Source organism: Pleomorphomonas sp. T1.2MG-36, assembly GCF_950100655.1.
Classification (GTDB): domain Bacteria; phylum Pseudomonadota; class Alphaproteobacteria; order Rhizobiales; family Pleomorphomonadaceae; genus Pleomorphomonas.
Genome location: NZ_CATNLY010000001.1, coordinates 291024 through 306590 on the forward strand (window position 1 = coordinate 291024; position 15567 = coordinate 306590).

The window sequence follows — 15567 nt, forward strand, 5'->3', positions numbered from 1 at the left end:
CTCGGGCAAGATTTCGCCCCCATGATCCCTCTCGAACATTCGGAGGGATCGTCTTGCAGCCCATCCATCTCTTTTCTGTCGCTTCCCGGCAAGCCGACTGGCTATCCATCCGCCAGGCGACCGTCGCGCAGAACGTCGCCAACGCCGATACGCCGAAATATCGGGCCGTCGACGTAGAACCATTTGGCGACGTCCTTTCCCAGACCCGGCTTCAGCTCGCCGCGACCAACCCGGCGCACATGGCGCCCAGCGGTCTCGACGCGGCCAAGGCGGACGTCCGCCGCGAGGATGCGTGGGAGATCACCCATTCCGGCAACTCGGTCAGTCTCGAACAGGAGATGATCAAGGCCGGCGACATCCACACCACCTTCTCCCTCAACCGCAGCATCGTCGCCGCCTTCGGCCGCATGCTGACCTCTGCCGTGAAGGGCTGACCGATGGACCAGCTAGCCGCCGCGCTCAGGATTTCCGGATCGGGCATGCAGGCCCAGTCGACGCGCATGCGCGTCGTCTCCGAGAACCTCGCCAATGCCCAATCGACCGGACGGACCCCGGGCGCCGACCCCTATCGCCGCAAGACGGTGACCTTCGCCGAGGAAATGGATCGCGCCATGGGCGCGCCGACGGTCGTCGTCAAGGACATCGGGTCCGATCGCAGCCCCTTCTCGGTGAGCCACGACCCCGGCAACCCGGCCGCCGACACCGACGGCAACGTCAAAATGCCCAACGTCAACGTGCTCATCGAGCTCAGCGACCTTCGCCAGGCCAATCGGTCCTACTCGGCCAACGTCGAGGCGATCAGTCAGGCCCGCTCGATGTTGACGATGAACATCGACCTCCTGAGGAACTCGTGATGCTGAACCCCATCTCCTCGCTCGATTTCAACCTTGATCGGTTGTCGCCGCCGACCGCCGCCCCGGCCGTTCGTACCCCGATGCCCACCGAAACCGCTGCCTCGGCGGTCGCCAAGCCGGTCGATTTCATGGATGTGCTCGCCGAAGTCTCAGGCTCGGCCATTGCCGACCTCAGGGCGGGCGAAGCCGCCTCCCTTGCCGGCATGGAGGGCAAGATGAGCGTGCAGCAGGTCGTCGAGGCGGTGATGTCCGCCGAGAAGTCGCTACAGACCGCCCTCGCCGTTCGCGACAAGGTCGTGTCCGCCTATCAGGAAATCGGCCGCATGGCCATTTGAGGAGCCAGAGATGAAAGCGCTCGCCATCGCCGCCACCGGCATGACCGCCCAACAGCTCAACGTCGAGGTCATCGCCCACAACATCGCCAACATCAACACGACCGCCTTCAAGCGTTCGCGTGCCGAGTTCACCGACCTGCTGTACCAGACCCAGCGCATGCAGGGCGTGCCCAACCAGGGCGGTCAGTCGGTCATTCCCGAAGGGGTTCGGCAAGGGCTCGGCGTCCGCGCCGCCGCCATCCGCAACCTGCATCTGCAGGGCGGCCTGACCCTGACCGGCAACACCTACGACATGGCGATCGACGGTCGCGGTTGGTTCCAGGTCGACGGGCCGAACGGCGAAACGCTCTATACCCGAGCCGGGGCCTTCAACAAGAATGCCGACGGCCAGCTCGTGACGCTGGACGGCTACGCGGTGCAGCCGGCGATCATCGTGCCGACGGACGCCACCGACCTGACGGTCAACGAATCCGGCGAGATCTTCGCCACCGTTCCCGGACAGGCGGCGCCGCAGTCGCTCGGCCAACTCTCGCTCGCCAACTTCACCAACGACGTCGGCCTCGAACCGATCGGCGGCAACCTTTACCGCGAAACGCTCGCCTCGGGCACACCGGTAGCCGGCATCCCCACCGACCCGGGCTTCGGCAAGATCCGCCAGAAGTATCTCGAAGCCTCCAACGTCGATCCCGTCTCCGAGATCACCGAGCTCATCTCGGCCCAGCGCGCCTACGAGATGAACTCCAAGGTCATCCAGGCGGCCGACTCCATGGCCGGCACCATCTCAAACGGGCTGCGCTGACGCCGGAAAGGCCGTTGCCATGAAACGCCTGCTGCTCATTGCCGCCCTTGCCTTCCTGGCTACCGGCCTCCTCGCGCTCCGGCCGGCCGACGCCCAGATGGTGTCGACGCTGCCGGTGCCCGGCATCACAATCTATCCCGGCGATCCGATCACCGATGACATGCTGACCGAACGCCGCTTCCGCCTGACGCGGGCGTCCCTCGAAGCTGTCGTCGCCGGTCGCGAAATGCTGGTCGGCAAGGTGGCACGGCGCACCCTGCTTCCAGGGCAACCGATTACCGTCAACGCGGTCGAGAGCGCCAAGTTGGTACGGCGCGGCGTCCCGGTACGTCTCGTGTTCGTCGAAGGCGGACTGACCATCATCACCTACGCCGAGCCGATGCAGTCGGGCAGCGTCGGCGAGGTGATCCGCGTGCGCAACACCGAGTCCGGCACCGTCATCGTCGGCGTCGTCCAGGCCGATGGCAGTATCGTCGTAGGAAAGAGCTGATGCGCGTCCTTATCGCCGGCCTCGTCGCCGGTCTCGTTGCCTTCCAGCCAGCCGCCGCCCAGGACGGTTCGCGGATGCCGATCACCCTCAACCCGCAGACCGGCGAGGTGATGAGCGTCGTCGACGGGCCCCTGCCCTTCGCCGGCCAGGACGGTCCGACGCTTCTGGCCGCCGACATGGCGCCGAACTCGCCTCTGCCGCCCCCGCCCACCGTCACCTCCGTGGTGCCGCGAACCGGACCGGAACCCAAGGCGCCGAGCACGCCGGACACCATGGTCCATTCCTTGGCGCCGGGGGACGTGCGCATCAAGGACATCGCCGCGATCGAAGGTGTCCGCGAGAACCAGCTCGTCGGCTACGGCCTCGTCGTCGGTCTCCAGGGCACCGGTGACACGTTGCGCAACGCCGCCTTTTCCGAGCAGTCGCTTCAGTCGATGCTGGAGCGCCTCGGCGTCAACGTCCGCGACAGCGCGCTTCGGACACGCAACATCGCCGCGGTGATCGCCACTGCGGAACTGCCCGCCTTTGCCGGTGCCGGCTCGCGCATCGACGTCAATGTCGCTTCACTTGGCGATGCCAGCTCGCTGCAGGGCGGCACCCTGATCATCACCCAGTTGGCCGGCGCCGATGGCGAGGTCTATGCCGTGGCGCAAGGGCCGATCGCCGTCACCGGCTACAGCGCCGCCGGCATGGCCGAGAGCGTCCAGAAGGGTACGCCGACGGCCGGGCGCATTCCGAACGGGGCGCTTATCGAGCGCGAGCTGCAGACAAATCTCGACGGGCTCGGCGCATTGACCTTCAAACTGCGTAACCCCGATTTCCGCACCGCCATCCGCATCACCGACGCCATCAACAGCTACAGCCGCCGCCGCTACGGTGCCGCGGTCGCCGAGGAGCGCGACTATCGCACCGTGGCACTGATCAAGCCTCGCGGCATGTCGGCGGCTCGCTTCATCGCCGAGATCGAGGGACTGCCGGTGCGGCCGGATTCGCCGGCTCGCGTCGTCATCGACGAGCGCTCGGGAACGGTGGTGATGGGCGCCGACGTCCGCATATCGACCGTCGCCATCACTCATGGCAACCTCAGCATCCGTGTCTCCGAGGCGCCGGTCGCCTCCCAGCCGGCACCGTTCTCGAACGGCGAAACGGTGGTGCTGCCCCGCACCATGGTCGATGCCAGCGAAAGCGGCGGCAACCTCGCCATCATCGGCGGGACCGACCTTCAGACCCTGGTTCGCGGCCTCAACCAGATCGGCCTCAAGCCGACCGGCGTCATCGCCATCGTCCAGGCCATGAAGACCGCCGGCGCGCTCCAGGCCGATCTCGTGGTGCAATGAATCATGTCCCTGCACGGGATCAGCCCCGCGCAAGTCTGCGGTGCGATCCTTCTCGGCATGAGTTCAACGACTGAAGAGGTTTTCGGCATGACGTCGATCCGACGGCGCCTTCCGGTTCGCCTGCTCGCGACCGTCGTGGCGGTTCTGTTTTGCCCGATCCTGACGCAGGCGGCGGAAACGGAAGCGAAGACGGTGTCGCCGGTCGAAACCGCCGCCACCAGTCACTCCGGCCTCGAAATGCGGGCACTGACCGAAGAGGCGCGCCAATATTGCGTCAACATTCGCGACGTCGCCGCCGATGCCCGTTACGCCTGGCAGAAGTCGACGTTGGAAGAGCTCGACAAGCGCGTGGAGGAACGGATCGCCGCGCTCGAGGAAAAGCGCGCCGAATACGAGAGCTGGCTCAAGAAGCGCGAGGATTTCCTCGCCGCTGCCCGCGACGACATCGTGGCCATCTACGCCAAGATGCGGCCCGAAGCCGCAGCCGGCCAGCTCACCGCCCTCGATGACGAGATGGCGGCCGCAGTGCTGGCACGGCTCAACGCGCGCGCGTCCAGCGCCATTCTCAACGAAATGGACCCTGCCCGCGCCTCTCAGCTCGCCAGCACGCTCGCCGGCATGACCGAACTGTCCGCAAAAGGAGAAACTCCTTGAGGCACGCCCTGCTTCTCATCGCCGGCTTCGCCCTCGTCGGCTGCAACACGTCCAACGATCTCAACACCGAACCGGCTATGTCGCAGGTTGGCGCGGCGCTGCCCCTCAATGCGCTCACCCCCGCGCCCACCATGTTCCGGGATCCCAACTCCACCTACGTCCACGGTGGCGAGGGACTGTTCCGGGATTCCCGTGCCCGTCAGGTCGGCGACGTCCTCACCGTTCTGATCCAGATGAACGACAAGGCCGCTCTCGACAACTCGTCGGAACGCTCCCGCGTTTCCACTGCCGGGTTCGGTGCCGGTTTCGGTTTCTCGGTTGCCGGCGAAGGGTCGGACGCCAGCCTCGACGGCAGCGTCAATTCCTCCTCGCGCTCGAAGGGCGCAGGCGCCGTCGAGCGCTCCGAGGCGATCAAGGTCACCTTGGCGGCGGTCGTCACCAGCGTTCTGCCCAATGGAAATCTGATCATCTCCGGTTCGCAGGAAATGCGCGTCAACTACGAGATGAGGGTGGTCAACATCCAGGGCATCGTTCGCCAGCGCGACATTTCCGGCACCAACGTCGTGCCCTACGAGAAGATCGCCGAGGCGCGCATTTCCTACGGCGGTCGCGGCCGATTGACCGAGGTGCAGCAGCCCGGCGTGCTGCACCAGATTTACGATCGCGTGGCTCCATTCTGAGAGGCAGCATGGCCAAGCTCCCGCTTCCAGCCGCCCGCGAGGCGACGCCCACCGAGGCCGACACGGAGATGCGCCGGTCGCCGCTGCCCGAACGCGGGGGCGTGCTGAAGCCGGCGTTCTTCCTCACGGTCCTGGCGGTCGCCGCCGGCCTCGGCCTCGGCGTCCATCTCGTCCGCTATGCGCAGATCGCCGACGCTGGCCAGCAGCAGGACGCCGCCGCCGGTGGCGAGCACGATCCCCTGACGTCGCGGCTCTATCGCCTGAAGCCGATCGTGACCAATCTGACGGAGCCCGCCGATGTCTGGCTGCGTCTCGACGCCGCGATCGTCTTCGAAGACGAGATGCCCAACTCCGAAATCGTCTCGGCTGAAATATCCGAAGACCTGCTTGCCTTCCTGAAGACGTTGAAGGTCGGGCAGCTCGAGGGCGCCACCCAGCTCCAGCACCTCCGCGAAGACCTCCGGGACCGGGTCGCCATCCGTTCGGGCGGCGACGTACGCGATCTCATCATCGAAAGTCTGGTCGTCCAGTGAAAAAAATCCTGCTCGCCATCCTGTTGTTGGCTGCCATGGGCACGCCGGCCCTCGCGCAGATTCCCGGTCTTGGCGGCAGCATCCCCGATCTCGGCTCGCTGATCCCCGCCGGCGAAGGATCGGCCTCCGGCCGCATCGTCCAACTGGTGGCACTCCTGACGGTGCTGTCGGTGGCGCCTGGCCTGCTGATCATGGTGACGAGCTTCACGCGCATCGTCGTGGCCTTGTCCTTCCTGCGGTCCGGAATCGGCCTGCAGACGACGCCGGCCAATCTCATCCTGATCAGTCTGGCGCTGTTCATGACCTTCTACGTCATGGCGCCAACCTTCGACCGGGCCTGGAACGATGGCGTGTTGCCGTTGACCCGCAATGAAATCTCCGAGGAAGTGGCCTTCGAGAAGATCTCCGATCCGTTCCGGGACTTCATGGCCCAGCGCGTCCGCGACAAGGACCTGAAGCTGTTCGACGATCTCGCCGCCGAACATCTCGGCATCAAGACCGAGAGCGGAGCGACGCCGCTGCGTGTCCTCATACCGGCCTTCATGATCTCGGAACTGCGGCGCGGCTTCGAGATCGGCTTCCTGATCGCACTGCCCTTCCTGGTCATCGACATGATCGTGGCGACGCTCACCATGTCCATGGGCATGATGATGCTGCCCCCGACCGTGCTGTCGCTGCCCTTCAAGGTATTGTTCTTCGTGCTGATCGACGGCTGGAACATGCTGGTCGGCGGCCTGGTGCGCTCGTTCTTCTAGCCACCACTCAATACTGCCTGCAAAAGCCCGCTTCCTCATCGGAGCGGGCTTTTGCATGTCCTCTTGCCGAAGATCGGCCCGCAAAATCGAGCTTTTGGGAGCCTTCTTGGCAGGTCAGCTTCGCGCAAGCCTCGTCTGACAAGGTAAGGCCATGGCAGGTTGGATCGCTCAGCCAACGAGGAGGATCCAAGGGCATGATGCCGCTCCTGCCATCCCGGTGAAAATCCGGAATGTCCCATCTCACTCATCCAAAAGGGACATACGAAAATGGCCAGCCTTCTGACCAACGCCGCGGCAATGACCGCCCTCCAGACCCTCGCGTCCACCAACAAGTCGCTCGACACGACGCAGAACCGCATTTCGACGGGCATGCGCATCTCGACGGCTTCCGACGGTGCCGCCTACTGGTCGATCGCCACCACCATGCGCTCCGACAACAAGTCGCTGTCCGCCGTGCAGGACAGCCTTGGTCTCGGCGCCGCCACGGTGGACGTGCAGTACACCGCCCTCGAAGCGACCGTCAAAGAGCTCACCGAGATCGGCAAGCTGCTCGTCAGTGCCAAGACCCCGGGTGTCAACCGCGGCCAGATCCAGGAAGACATCAAGGCCCGTCTCGGCCAGATGAGCTCCATCGCCTCGTCGTCGGTGTTCAATAGCGAGAACTGGCTGTCGATCGACTCCGCCGCCGGTGACTTCAACAAGGACAAGTCGGTCGTCGCCTCCTTCTCGCGCGTCGGCGACGCGATCTCGATCGAGACGATCAAGGTCGACGTGAACGAGATCAAGCTCTACGACGCCAACACCGCTGCGGCGCTTCCGACGCCGGCCACCGCGCCGACGGCTGCAGCCCCCGGTGCCGTCAAGATGGACGGTCGCGGCCTGTTCGACGCCAGTTGGCAGGTCTGGAACGACAATCTCGCCACGCCGGGCGTCGTTTCCCTGTCGATCAAGGATCTCGATATTTCGTCCCTGACCGACTCCGCCGACCATCAGGCGACACTGTCGTCCTACATCGAGATCGTCGATGCCGCCCTCAGCAAGCTGACCGACGGCGCCTCGAACCTCGGTGCCGTCAAGAACCGCATCGACACGCAGAAGGACTTCGTCCAGGCGCTGACCGATGCCATCGGCCGCGGTATCGGCCAGCTCGTCGATGCCGACATGAACGCCGAGTCGACCCGCCTCCAGGCCCTGCAGACCCAGCAGCAGCTCGGCATTCAGGCGCTGTCGATCGCCAACTCCAACAGCCAGAACATCCTGTCGCTGTTCCGCGGCTGAGCGAACACCACCCGCTCGAAGCCGTATGGAAGCCACGCCCTCCGGGGCGTGGTTTTTTTCTTGGCGGCGGTGCCCGCCTCGCTGGCGGCAATGCTCGCACAAGTTTCCCGACCGACACTTGGCGGCAAGACGCACCCGGACCGCCCGCCGGCTCCGACCCTGACGCAACGGACCGCATCGAGATCGACAGATGACCGCTCGCGAACATGCCGAAACCCTATGGCTCAATCTTCTCGACCTCGGTCCGCGGCGGCTAGCCGCCCTGGCCATGGTCGCCGTCACCATGATGGCGCTGATCGCCGGCTCGGCCTATTACCTCAGCCGCCCGCAATACACGGTGCTCTATACCGGCCTCGAGAACGGCGACGCCTCGCGCATCGGCTCCGCGCTGACGGATGCGGGCATCTCCTTCGACGTCAGCGCCGACGGCGCCACCGTCTACGTAACCCCGGCCCAGACCGCGCAGGCGCGCATGCTGCTGGCCGAAAAGGGGCTGCCGCGCAGCGCGGCGGCGGGCTACGAGCTCTTCAACGAACTCGGTTCGCTCGGCCTCACCTCCTTCATGCAGGAAGTGACACGGGTGCGCGCCCTCGAAGGCGAGCTTGCCCGCACCATCCAGACCATGAAGGGCGTCAAGGCGGCGCGCGTCCATATCGTTCTGCCCGATCGAGGCTCGTTCCGCCGCGACCAGCAGCCGCCATCGGCCTCGGTGATCATCCGCACCGACGTGCCGGAGGATGTTCGCATGGCCGAGGCGATCCGCCAGCTGGTCGCCGGCGGCGTGCCGGGCCTCGGTGTCGACCGCATCACGGTTCTCGATACGGAAGGCACCGTCTTGGCATCGGGCGAGGACGCAACCACGCTGCCGGGCAGCAAGACCAACCGCCTCGAGCGGACCGTGGCCACCGGCATCGAGGCCAACATCCGCCACGCGCTGACGCCGTATCTCGGCTCCGAGAACTTCCAGATCAGCGTTGCCGCCGAACTCAACACCGACCGGACCCGCACCAATCAGACGCTGTTCGACCCGGATTCCCGTGTCGAGCGGTCGATACGTACCGTGCGCGAAAGCGGCAACTCGCAGAATTCCAGCCAGGACGCGCCGACCACGGTCGAGCAGAACCTGCCGGAGGAGACGGTGCAGTCGGCCGATGCCGGAGAGCGCTCCAGCGAGGAGAACCAGCGCCGCGAAGAGCTGACCAACTACGAGATATCGACCACCACCAAGGAGGTGATCAGCGACGGCTATCAGGTGAAGTCGATGTCGGTCGCGCTCATCGTCAACCGCGCGCGCATCGCCCAGTCGCTTGGCGAGAATCCCACCGCAGAGGCGATCGAGGCGCGGGTGACGGAAATGCGCAACCTCGCCGCCTCGGCCGCCGGCCTCAATGAGGGGCGCGGCGATCGCATCCAGGTGACCGCCGTCGATTTCTCCGACACCTATGCCAACATGCAGCCGGTCCCCCCGTTGACCCTCAAAGACGTGCTGCTGCGCCAGGCCGGCACCGTGGTCAACGCCGTGGTCATCCTAACGGTCGCCCTGCTTCTCATCTGGTTCGGTCTCAGACCTGCGATGAACGCCCTGCTGCCGCGCCTCGAAGCGAAGGCCGAGGATAAGGAGGCGACCATCGCGCTGGCCGATGCCACGGCCGAAGCCGCCACCGCCCTGCCCGGCGTCGGTCAGACGGCGCTGCCGACCGGCGAAGGCGCCGGGGCTATGCAGCACCTGATCGAGGATATGAACGCCCGCATGCGCAACTCGCCGCTCAAGGTGCTCGAACAACTGGTCGAGATGGACGAGGAGCAGGCCGCCAGCATTCTGCGGCAATGGATGGATGAAGAGGAGGCCGCCTGATGCTTCGCTCCGCCATCGACGTGCTCGCCGTTTTTGATCTCGACCGGCCCGATCCTCCCCCCGTGGCACTGGAGGCGGAACCCCCGATCGAACCGCTTGGCTATTCCGTGGCCGAGGAGATCGAGCGCCATGTAGCCGAGGCTATAGCGACCGTGCGCGCCGAGGAGCGCGCGGATGCCGAGTGGCAATTGACCGAAGCCCTGGCCGAACAGGCAAGATCGCTCCGTGCCGAGCACGAGGCCGCGCGCAAGGCGTGGGTCGAGGATGAGGCCGACCGGATCGCCACGGCGATCGATGCGCGATTTGCCGAGCTTGGCGAGCGGCTCGGCGTCGCGGCCGCCCGCGCGCTCAGGCCGTTCCTCGTCGAGCGCCTCGTCGACCGGTCGGTCGAGGATCTCGCCAACTGCGTCGGGCGGCTCATGACCGACGGCACCGCTCCCCCCATCGAGATCAGCGGGCCTGTCGATCTGCTCGATCGGCTTGCCGAAAAGCTCGGCGGGCACGCCGCCGCCATATCCTTTCATCCAGGCGACCAGGCCGACATCGTCGTGACGGCGGGCGAAACCCTGATCGAGACCCGCCTTCGGGAATGGGTCGCCCGCCTCTTGCACAGTGAAGAGTGAGCGCCATGAGTGCCGAGCCCCCGGAAATCATCTTTGTTCGCCGGTCGCTGCATCGAAGAACCGAGGCGCCTCAGCACGGGGTCTGGAAGATCGCCTATGCCGATTTCATGACGGCCATGATGGCCTTTTTCCTGGTCATGTGGCTGCTGAACGCAACCGACCAGAAGACGCATGAGGCGGTTGCCAGCTATTTCAACCCGATCAAGCTCGCCGAGGCCACCGTCGACAAGAAGGGGCTGCGCGATCCGCTCGAAACGGAGAAGGAAGGCGCCCCCGACGGCAAGGACCAGCGGTCGGCGACGGAAAGCGTCGATGAAAGCTTGGAAGGCTACAGCCAGACGCTCGACAAGCCCCAGGAGCGCAAACCTCGCTACTCGGAAGCCGCGCTGTTTGAAGACCCCTACGCCGTTCTCGCCGCGCTGGTGGCCGGTTCGGAACCCGATCAGTCCGCCGATAATGTCGGCGCCTTCGAGACGCTCGGCCAGTCGGGAGAGCCCGGTCTCAACGGTGGCGACGCCCAGCGCGATCCCTTCGATCCGGTCTACTGGAAAATGTCGCGCACACCGGCGCCCGGAGAGGGTGAGGAAACCGGCGGCACCGATATCGTCGGCGACAAAGTCCAAGGCGAGCCGATCACGGCCCAATCCGGCGTGACCATCCCTGAAACCGCGGCAAAGGCGGATATCAAGAACGCCACTGCCCCCCTGCCCGCCGGCAAGCCGCCGGTCGATAAACCGGTCCAAAGCCCCGGCGTCGCGACCGCAGCGTCGGCTTCACCCGCCGCTCCGCCGCCCACAACCGAAACCGCCAATAATGCTCCATTGATCGTGGCACCAGCGGCCCCGGACCAGAAGCCCCCCCAAACCGTCAGCGGACCGGAAAAGACCACTACCGGCGGACCCGAACCGTCGATCGCTGCGGATCCTCAGAAGCAGGTCGTCGCCAGACCTGGCAGGTCGGCCGAGATCGCACAGGCCAAGACGGCCGTAGATGCCAAGGCGCTCGACCGCGATATTCACACGGCCGTCAGCAACATCGGCCCCACGCCCGACATCGAGGTGACCGAGGCGCCAGAAGGCTTGCTGGTAACGCTGATGGACGAACGCAAGTTCGGCATGTTCGCCGTCGGTTCCGCCGAGCCCGAGCCCGAACTGATCCGGACCATCGACGCCATCGGCAAGCTGATCGGCGAGCGCCCCGGCAAGATCGTTGTGCGTGGTCACACCGACGCACGCCCGTTCCGCAGCAAGGACTACGACAACTGGCGCCTGTCCACCGCCCGCGCCCATATGGCCTACTACATGCTGGTGCGTGGCGGCGTTCCGGAAACCCGTTTCGAAAAGATCGAAGGCTATGCCGACCACTGGCTCAAGAACGCCAGCGATCCCGAGGCGCCGGAGAACCGCCGCATCGAAATCCTGATCCGGGAGATGCCGACGTGATCCGCCGCATTCTCCTTCTCGTCGCACTGCTGGCAGCTGAACCGCTTATTGCCGCCGAGGCGAGGCCCGATGGCATACCGCCGTTCGAGATGGTGCGCACGCTGCAAACCTTGCAGGCGCAGATCGCCGGGGGTAATGCCGCCGCCGTCGCCGCGCAGCGCGAGCTGCTCGCGGTCATGGGGAAAACGTTTCTCGCTGCCGGTCCCGCCGTCTGGCAGGATGGGCGCAATGCACGCGCCGCCGTCACGTATACGCTTTCCGGCGGAAGCCCGCGGTTGATGCGAAGCCTCCTCGCGCTCAATCCGCCCATTGCCGTGGATGCCGATCTGGCCACGGGAGCGCTGGCCTACATCGAAAACCGGGAAGACGAGGCCCGCAAGCGCCTGTCGCCCCTCGACGCCCGCGCGCTGCCGATGTCGCTCGGCGGACAGGTGGCGCTGGTCCAGGCTGGTCTCGTTGCCCGGGAGGATCTTCCCAAGGCCATTCGCTTGCTCGACGATGCCCGCCTGTTGATGCCGGGTACGCTAGTCGAAGAGGCGGCCTTGCGGCGCGAGGTGTTTCTCGTCGCCCAGACCGGCAATCTCGATCGCTTCGAGTTCCTTTCGCAGCAGTATCTCCGCCGCTTCGGCACCTCGATCTATGCCGAGGACTTCCGGCAGCGCTTTGCGACCGCCATTGCCCGGCTCGGCATCGCCGACGGCGACGATCGCTTCCCCCGCCTGGAAGCCATCCTGAAATCCTCCGATCCGGAGAACCAGCGAGCGCTGTTCCTGCAGCTCGCCCAGGCGGCCGTCGTGCATGGCAAGCTCTCCACGGCCCGGTCGGCAGCAGCCGACGCGGCAGCGCTCGCTCCCCTCGGCGGCGGCGATGCCATGCGCGCCGGCCTATACGATTCCGCCGCCTCGATCGGCCCCGGCAAGGACATTGGTGTGGTGCGAAAGCGCCTCGCCGCTCTCAACCGCCGCCAACTCGGCCGCCGGGACGTCGACCTTCTCGACGCCGCCATCGCGGTTGCCGATGCCGTTGGCGACCTGCCGGCAACAACCGCGCCTCTCGAACCTGTTTCCGTCGTTGCCGCCGACACCAAACGCGGCGACGCGTGGGTGACCGGGACCATGCGCGCCGCAGAAGCTGGCCTTTCCACCGCCGATGCCCTCCTTGATAAGGCGAACAGCCCATGACCAGGATCGATACGCCGCTCGCCCAGCCCGCCGCGGACAAGCTGGTCGACAAGCCCATGGGCAAGACCCCGGCAAAAGACGGAGACGGTCGACAGGCCGCCTTCCGATCGCTGCTGCGACAACTCGGCGGCCAGACTGACGCCTCAAACGGCGACGCGGGCAAGGAAGCGAAGCCCGCTCCGGGTACTGCTTTGCGCGCGCCTTCGCCTCTTCGCCACCGCACCCCATCCAAGGAAGACAAGACGACGGCCGCGTCGGCGGACGCCGTTGCAGCCATGCCCGCTGTCGAACCGACCACGACCGACGAGCCGGCGCTCGACTGGCAGGCCATTCTCGGCACCGGCGAACGACAAGGACAATCCCCCGTGGCTGTGGATCTCTCGGTATTGGTTGCCTCCCGCGCGCCGGAAACGGAGGTTCCGGCCACACCATCGGGAAGGCCATCCCATGCGACCGATCGCACTGATCGCCAGTCAGGCGTGGCGCTGCCTTCGAATACGGCCCTCAACCTTGCCCTTGTGGATACGGCCAGTCCGGCGCCGGCCGAAGGGAGCGATCCATTTGCCGCGCTGTCGTCTCTGCTCGACCGGGCGACCGACACATCTGCCGATCCCGAAACCCCAGATGTCGCTCCCATAAAGATGTCGGTGGTCACGCGCGAAACGCATTTCGAACCGGTGGCGCGCCTATCTCCGGTGCAGCAGATCGCAACCGCGATCGGCGACGATCTCGCAACCCTCGCCGAGCCCCCCAAGGGAGACGTTGCATCGCAACCGACCGAGCCGAGCCGCCATTCCGCTGGGCCGCTCAAGGTGTTGCACGTCAAGCTCGAGCCGGAGGATCTTGGCGCCGTCGTCCTCAAGATGCGGCTTGTCGACAAATCGCTGGAGCTGGAGGTGGTCGCATCCCGCCAAGAGACCGCCGACCTCCTCGCCAAGGACAGGGATATGCTCACCCGGGCGCTGCGCGGTTCGGGCTACACCGCCGACGTCGTGGCCATCACCACCTCGACGGCGCCGGATGGCGGTCAGATGGCCGGCGATCGGTCCGGCGGCCAGACGCCATCCGGCCATGCCGGGGCACAGGCCGGCGACAATCGGAACCAGAACAATGCCGAAGGTGGCGGCCAGCGGCCATCATCTCGTCCGCAACCGACGCAAGGAGCGGCCCATGAAGAAAGCGGCGCTGGCCATTCTGGCGGCGATCTCTACCTTTAGCTCCGTCGGTCGCGCGCCGGCCGAGGAACTGACCATCTGCGAGCGTGAGATGCGGGCGGCGGCCGACGAGTATGGCATCCCGCTCGGGGTGCTCTACGCAGTCGGCATGACGGAGAGCGGTGGCAAAAAAGGGTTGCAGCCGCTGGCGATGAACATTGCCGGCAAACCTTATGTGGCGCCCAGCCTCGCCGAGGGCCTTGCCCGCTTCGAGCAGGAGCGGGCACGCGGCGTCAAGCTCATCGACCTCGGCTGCATGCAGATCAACCACCACTATCACGGCGAACGCTTCGCCTCGGTGGCCGAGATGTTCGATCCGCACAAGAACGTTCAATATGCCGCCCGCTTCCTCAACGAGCTGCGGGCCCGCCACGACACGTGGACGATGGCCGTTGCCCGCTACCACGCCGGCCCGAACAACAATCCGGCGCAGAAGCGCTACGTCTGCCTGGTCATCGGCAACATGGTGAGAAGCGGCTTCGGTGCGTGGACACCGAACTCGGCGGCCTTTTGCGGCCACAAGGCCAGTTAGTCCAGAACATCCTCTATATATGCAAATATACAGATCTCAAGCTTCTCGGGGCTTGACCAACAAGCCAATCGGCGTATACATGAATCCCATTGTGAATAGAAAATGAACTTCATCGACAATACTGCATAATTTTATGGAATTTTTCGATATTTAATAGCGCTCTTTGTCATACAAATCGATTGGTAGCGTTTCCATATACATAAACACATTTCCAGAAGCGCATTAGACACATATAGCAAATTGTTGACCAATCTCCACTTCTCAACCTAGCTTATCCCCGACGTTGATCTTTACCACCAGGTCGATTGACGGGGAATGTGAGCTATGTTCGTCATCATTGATGACCGGAAGATTGTAACTTCCGGCTATGCGTCAGGGTTTGAACGAGAAGGGGTTTCCTCGATCGGGTTTCGATCGCCGGAGTTCCGAGACTGGATGGGGGCCGCGCCTGACAGCGACCTGTTAACCATTGAGGGCTTTTTGCTGGGCAGTTGCGAAGATCGTCAGTCGGTGCCGAAAATCATCCGTGAGAGATGCGGCGCTCCTCTGATTGCCTTCAGCGACGTTCCCAGCCTCGAGCAGACGTTGAATCTGTTTGCCGTCGGCGTCGATGACGTCGTTCGGCAGCCGGTGCACGTCCGCGAAATCATCGCCCGGGCCGGCGCCATCCAGCGCCGGGCCGGCGGCCAGACCGACGATTGCCGGATCATCGGGTCGATGCGCGTCTTCTTCGACGGACGCGACCCGGAAGTGAACGGCGAACCCTTCGTGCTGCCGCGCCGCGAGCGCCGAATTCTTGAGTACTTGGTGCGAAACCAAAATAAACGCGTCACCAAGGAGAAGATCTTCGGCTTCGTCTACGGCTTCTGCAACGAAGAGGTCGAAGAGAGCGTTATCGAGAGTCACATCAGCAAGCTTCGCAAGAAGCTGCGGGCACGCCTGGGCTTCGATCCCATCGATTCCAAGCGTTACGTCGGCTACATGCTCGAAAACGGCTAAGCGAAC

General features: G+C 65.0%; 18 protein-coding genes. All 18 read left to right on the forward strand.

Annotation, left to right across the window (positions count from 1 at the left end; genetic code table 11):
* The first annotated feature begins 53 nt into the window (after positions 1 to 53).
* The 18 genes from flgB (at position 54) to QQZ18_RS01490 (ending at position 15561) form a co-directional block, all read left to right on the forward strand.
* Positions 54 to 434, forward strand: coding sequence for a flagellar basal body rod protein FlgB (flgB, locus tag QQZ18_RS01405; protein WP_284537479.1), 381 nt, complete (start codon positions 54 to 56; stop codon positions 432 to 434).
* Between the two features lie 3 nt (positions 435 to 437).
* Positions 438 to 854: a flagellar basal body rod protein FlgC gene (gene flgC, locus QQZ18_RS01410; protein ID WP_284537480.1), complete on the forward strand. Its 417-nt coding sequence runs from the start codon at positions 438 to 440 to the stop codon at positions 852 to 854.
* Positions 854 to 1189, forward strand: coding sequence for a flagellar hook-basal body complex protein FliE (locus tag QQZ18_RS01415; RefSeq protein ID WP_446728591.1), 336 nt, complete (start codon positions 854 to 856; stop codon positions 1187 to 1189). Before flgC ends, QQZ18_RS01415 begins: the two co-directional genes overlap by 1 nt.
* Positions 1190 to 1199: 10 nt before the next feature.
* Positions 1200 to 1988, forward strand: a complete 789-nt coding sequence (flgG, locus tag QQZ18_RS01420) for a flagellar basal-body rod protein FlgG (protein WP_284537481.1) — start codon at positions 1200 to 1202, stop codon at positions 1986 to 1988.
* A 19-nt stretch (positions 1989 to 2007) separates the two neighbouring features.
* Positions 2008 to 2478, forward strand: a complete 471-nt coding sequence (flgA, locus tag QQZ18_RS01425; protein ID WP_284537482.1) for a flagellar basal body P-ring formation chaperone FlgA — start codon at positions 2008 to 2010, stop codon at positions 2476 to 2478.
* Positions 2479 to 2750: 272 nt separating this feature from the next.
* Positions 2751 to 3815, forward strand: a complete 1065-nt coding sequence (flgI, locus tag QQZ18_RS01430) for a flagellar basal body P-ring protein FlgI (RefSeq protein ID WP_284538795.1) — start codon at positions 2751 to 2753, stop codon at positions 3813 to 3815.
* Positions 3816 to 3902: 87 nt separating this feature from the next.
* Complete coding sequence (locus tag QQZ18_RS01435; protein WP_284537483.1) at positions 3903 to 4469, forward strand: MotE family protein; 567 nt, start codon at positions 3903 to 3905, stop codon at positions 4467 to 4469.
* Positions 4466 to 5149 (forward strand): flagellar basal body L-ring protein FlgH, encoded by a 684-nt coding sequence (locus tag QQZ18_RS01440; protein ID WP_284537484.1) that lies wholly within the window; start codon positions 4466 to 4468, stop codon positions 5147 to 5149. The genes QQZ18_RS01435 and QQZ18_RS01440 overlap by 4 nt, the downstream gene beginning before the upstream one ends.
* An 8-nt stretch (positions 5150 to 5157) precedes the next feature.
* On the forward strand, positions 5158 to 5682 hold the full coding sequence (locus QQZ18_RS01445) for a flagellar basal body-associated FliL family protein (protein ID WP_284537485.1): 525 nt from the start codon (positions 5158 to 5160) through the stop codon (positions 5680 to 5682).
* Between the two features lie 35 nt (positions 5683 to 5717).
* Complete coding sequence (gene fliP, locus QQZ18_RS01450; protein WP_284538797.1) at positions 5718 to 6437, forward strand: flagellar type III secretion system pore protein FliP; 720 nt, start codon at positions 5718 to 5720, stop codon at positions 6435 to 6437.
* A 267-nt stretch (positions 6438 to 6704) separates the two neighbouring features.
* The gene (locus QQZ18_RS01455; protein WP_284537486.1) at positions 6705 to 7715 is read left to right on the forward strand and encodes a flagellin N-terminal helical domain-containing protein; all 1011 of its coding nucleotides are present in this window, start codon (positions 6705 to 6707) and stop codon (positions 7713 to 7715) included.
* A gap of 190 nt (positions 7716 to 7905) precedes the next feature.
* Positions 7906 to 9570 (forward strand): flagellar basal-body MS-ring/collar protein FliF, encoded by a 1665-nt coding sequence (gene fliF / locus QQZ18_RS01460; RefSeq protein WP_284537487.1) that lies wholly within the window; start codon positions 7906 to 7908, stop codon positions 9568 to 9570.
* On the forward strand, positions 9570 to 10193 hold the full coding sequence (locus QQZ18_RS01465) for a hypothetical protein (RefSeq protein ID WP_284537488.1): 624 nt from the start codon (positions 9570 to 9572) through the stop codon (positions 10191 to 10193). The genes fliF and QQZ18_RS01465 overlap by 1 nt, the downstream gene beginning before the upstream one ends.
* Before the next feature lie 5 nt (positions 10194 to 10198).
* Positions 10199 to 11635: a MotB family protein gene (locus QQZ18_RS01470; RefSeq protein ID WP_284537489.1), complete on the forward strand. Its 1437-nt coding sequence runs from the start codon at positions 10199 to 10201 to the stop codon at positions 11633 to 11635.
* The gene (locus QQZ18_RS01475; RefSeq protein ID WP_284537490.1) at positions 11632 to 12816 is read left to right on the forward strand and encodes a chemotaxis protein; all 1185 of its coding nucleotides are present in this window, start codon (positions 11632 to 11634) and stop codon (positions 12814 to 12816) included. Before QQZ18_RS01470 ends, QQZ18_RS01475 begins: the two co-directional genes overlap by 4 nt.
* Positions 12813 to 14033: a flagellar hook-length control protein FliK gene (locus tag QQZ18_RS01480; protein WP_284537491.1), complete on the forward strand. Its 1221-nt coding sequence runs from the start codon at positions 12813 to 12815 to the stop codon at positions 14031 to 14033. The genes QQZ18_RS01475 and QQZ18_RS01480 overlap by 4 nt, the downstream gene beginning before the upstream one ends.
* Positions 13987 to 14562 (forward strand): transglycosylase SLT domain-containing protein, encoded by a 576-nt coding sequence (locus QQZ18_RS01485; RefSeq protein ID WP_284537492.1) that lies wholly within the window; start codon positions 13987 to 13989, stop codon positions 14560 to 14562. The genes QQZ18_RS01480 and QQZ18_RS01485 overlap by 47 nt, the downstream gene beginning before the upstream one ends.
* Before the next feature lie 324 nt (positions 14563 to 14886).
* Complete coding sequence (locus QQZ18_RS01490; protein ID WP_284537493.1) at positions 14887 to 15561, forward strand: response regulator transcription factor; 675 nt, start codon at positions 14887 to 14889, stop codon at positions 15559 to 15561.
* The last annotated feature ends 6 nt before the right edge of the window (positions 15562 to 15567 follow it).

Coding starts and splice junctions, on each gene's coding strand:
- flgC (WP_284537480.1), top strand. CDS start 438: ATGGACCAGCTAGCCGCCGCGCTCAGGATTTCCGGATCGGGCATGCAG.
- QQZ18_RS01415 (WP_446728591.1), top strand. CDS start 854: ATGCTGAACCCCATCTCCTCGCTCGATTTCAACCTTGATCGGTTGTCG.
- flgG (WP_284537481.1), top strand. CDS start 1,200: ATGAAAGCGCTCGCCATCGCCGCCACCGGCATGACCGCCCAACAGCTC.
- flgA (WP_284537482.1), top strand. CDS start 2,008: ATGAAACGCCTGCTGCTCATTGCCGCCCTTGCCTTCCTGGCTACCGGC.
- flgI (WP_284538795.1), top strand. CDS start 2,751: ATGGTCCATTCCTTGGCGCCGGGGGACGTGCGCATCAAGGACATCGCC.
- QQZ18_RS01435 (WP_284537483.1), top strand. CDS start 3,903: ATGACGTCGATCCGACGGCGCCTTCCGGTTCGCCTGCTCGCGACCGTC.
- QQZ18_RS01445 (WP_284537485.1), top strand. CDS start 5,158: ATGGCCAAGCTCCCGCTTCCAGCCGCCCGCGAGGCGACGCCCACCGAG.
- fliP (WP_284538797.1), top strand. CDS start 5,718: ATGGGCACGCCGGCCCTCGCGCAGATTCCCGGTCTTGGCGGCAGCATC.
- QQZ18_RS01455 (WP_284537486.1), top strand. CDS start 6,705: ATGGCCAGCCTTCTGACCAACGCCGCGGCAATGACCGCCCTCCAGACC.
- fliF (WP_284537487.1), top strand. CDS start 7,906: ATGACCGCTCGCGAACATGCCGAAACCCTATGGCTCAATCTTCTCGAC.
- QQZ18_RS01465 (WP_284537488.1), top strand. CDS start 9,570: ATGCTTCGCTCCGCCATCGACGTGCTCGCCGTTTTTGATCTCGACCGG.
- QQZ18_RS01470 (WP_284537489.1), top strand. CDS start 10,199: ATGAGTGCCGAGCCCCCGGAAATCATCTTTGTTCGCCGGTCGCTGCAT.
- QQZ18_RS01480 (WP_284537491.1), top strand. CDS start 12,813: ATGACCAGGATCGATACGCCGCTCGCCCAGCCCGCCGCGGACAAGCTG.
- QQZ18_RS01485 (WP_284537492.1), top strand. CDS start 13,987: ATGAAGAAAGCGGCGCTGGCCATTCTGGCGGCGATCTCTACCTTTAGC.
- QQZ18_RS01490 (WP_284537493.1), top strand. CDS start 14,887: ATGTTCGTCATCATTGATGACCGGAAGATTGTAACTTCCGGCTATGCG.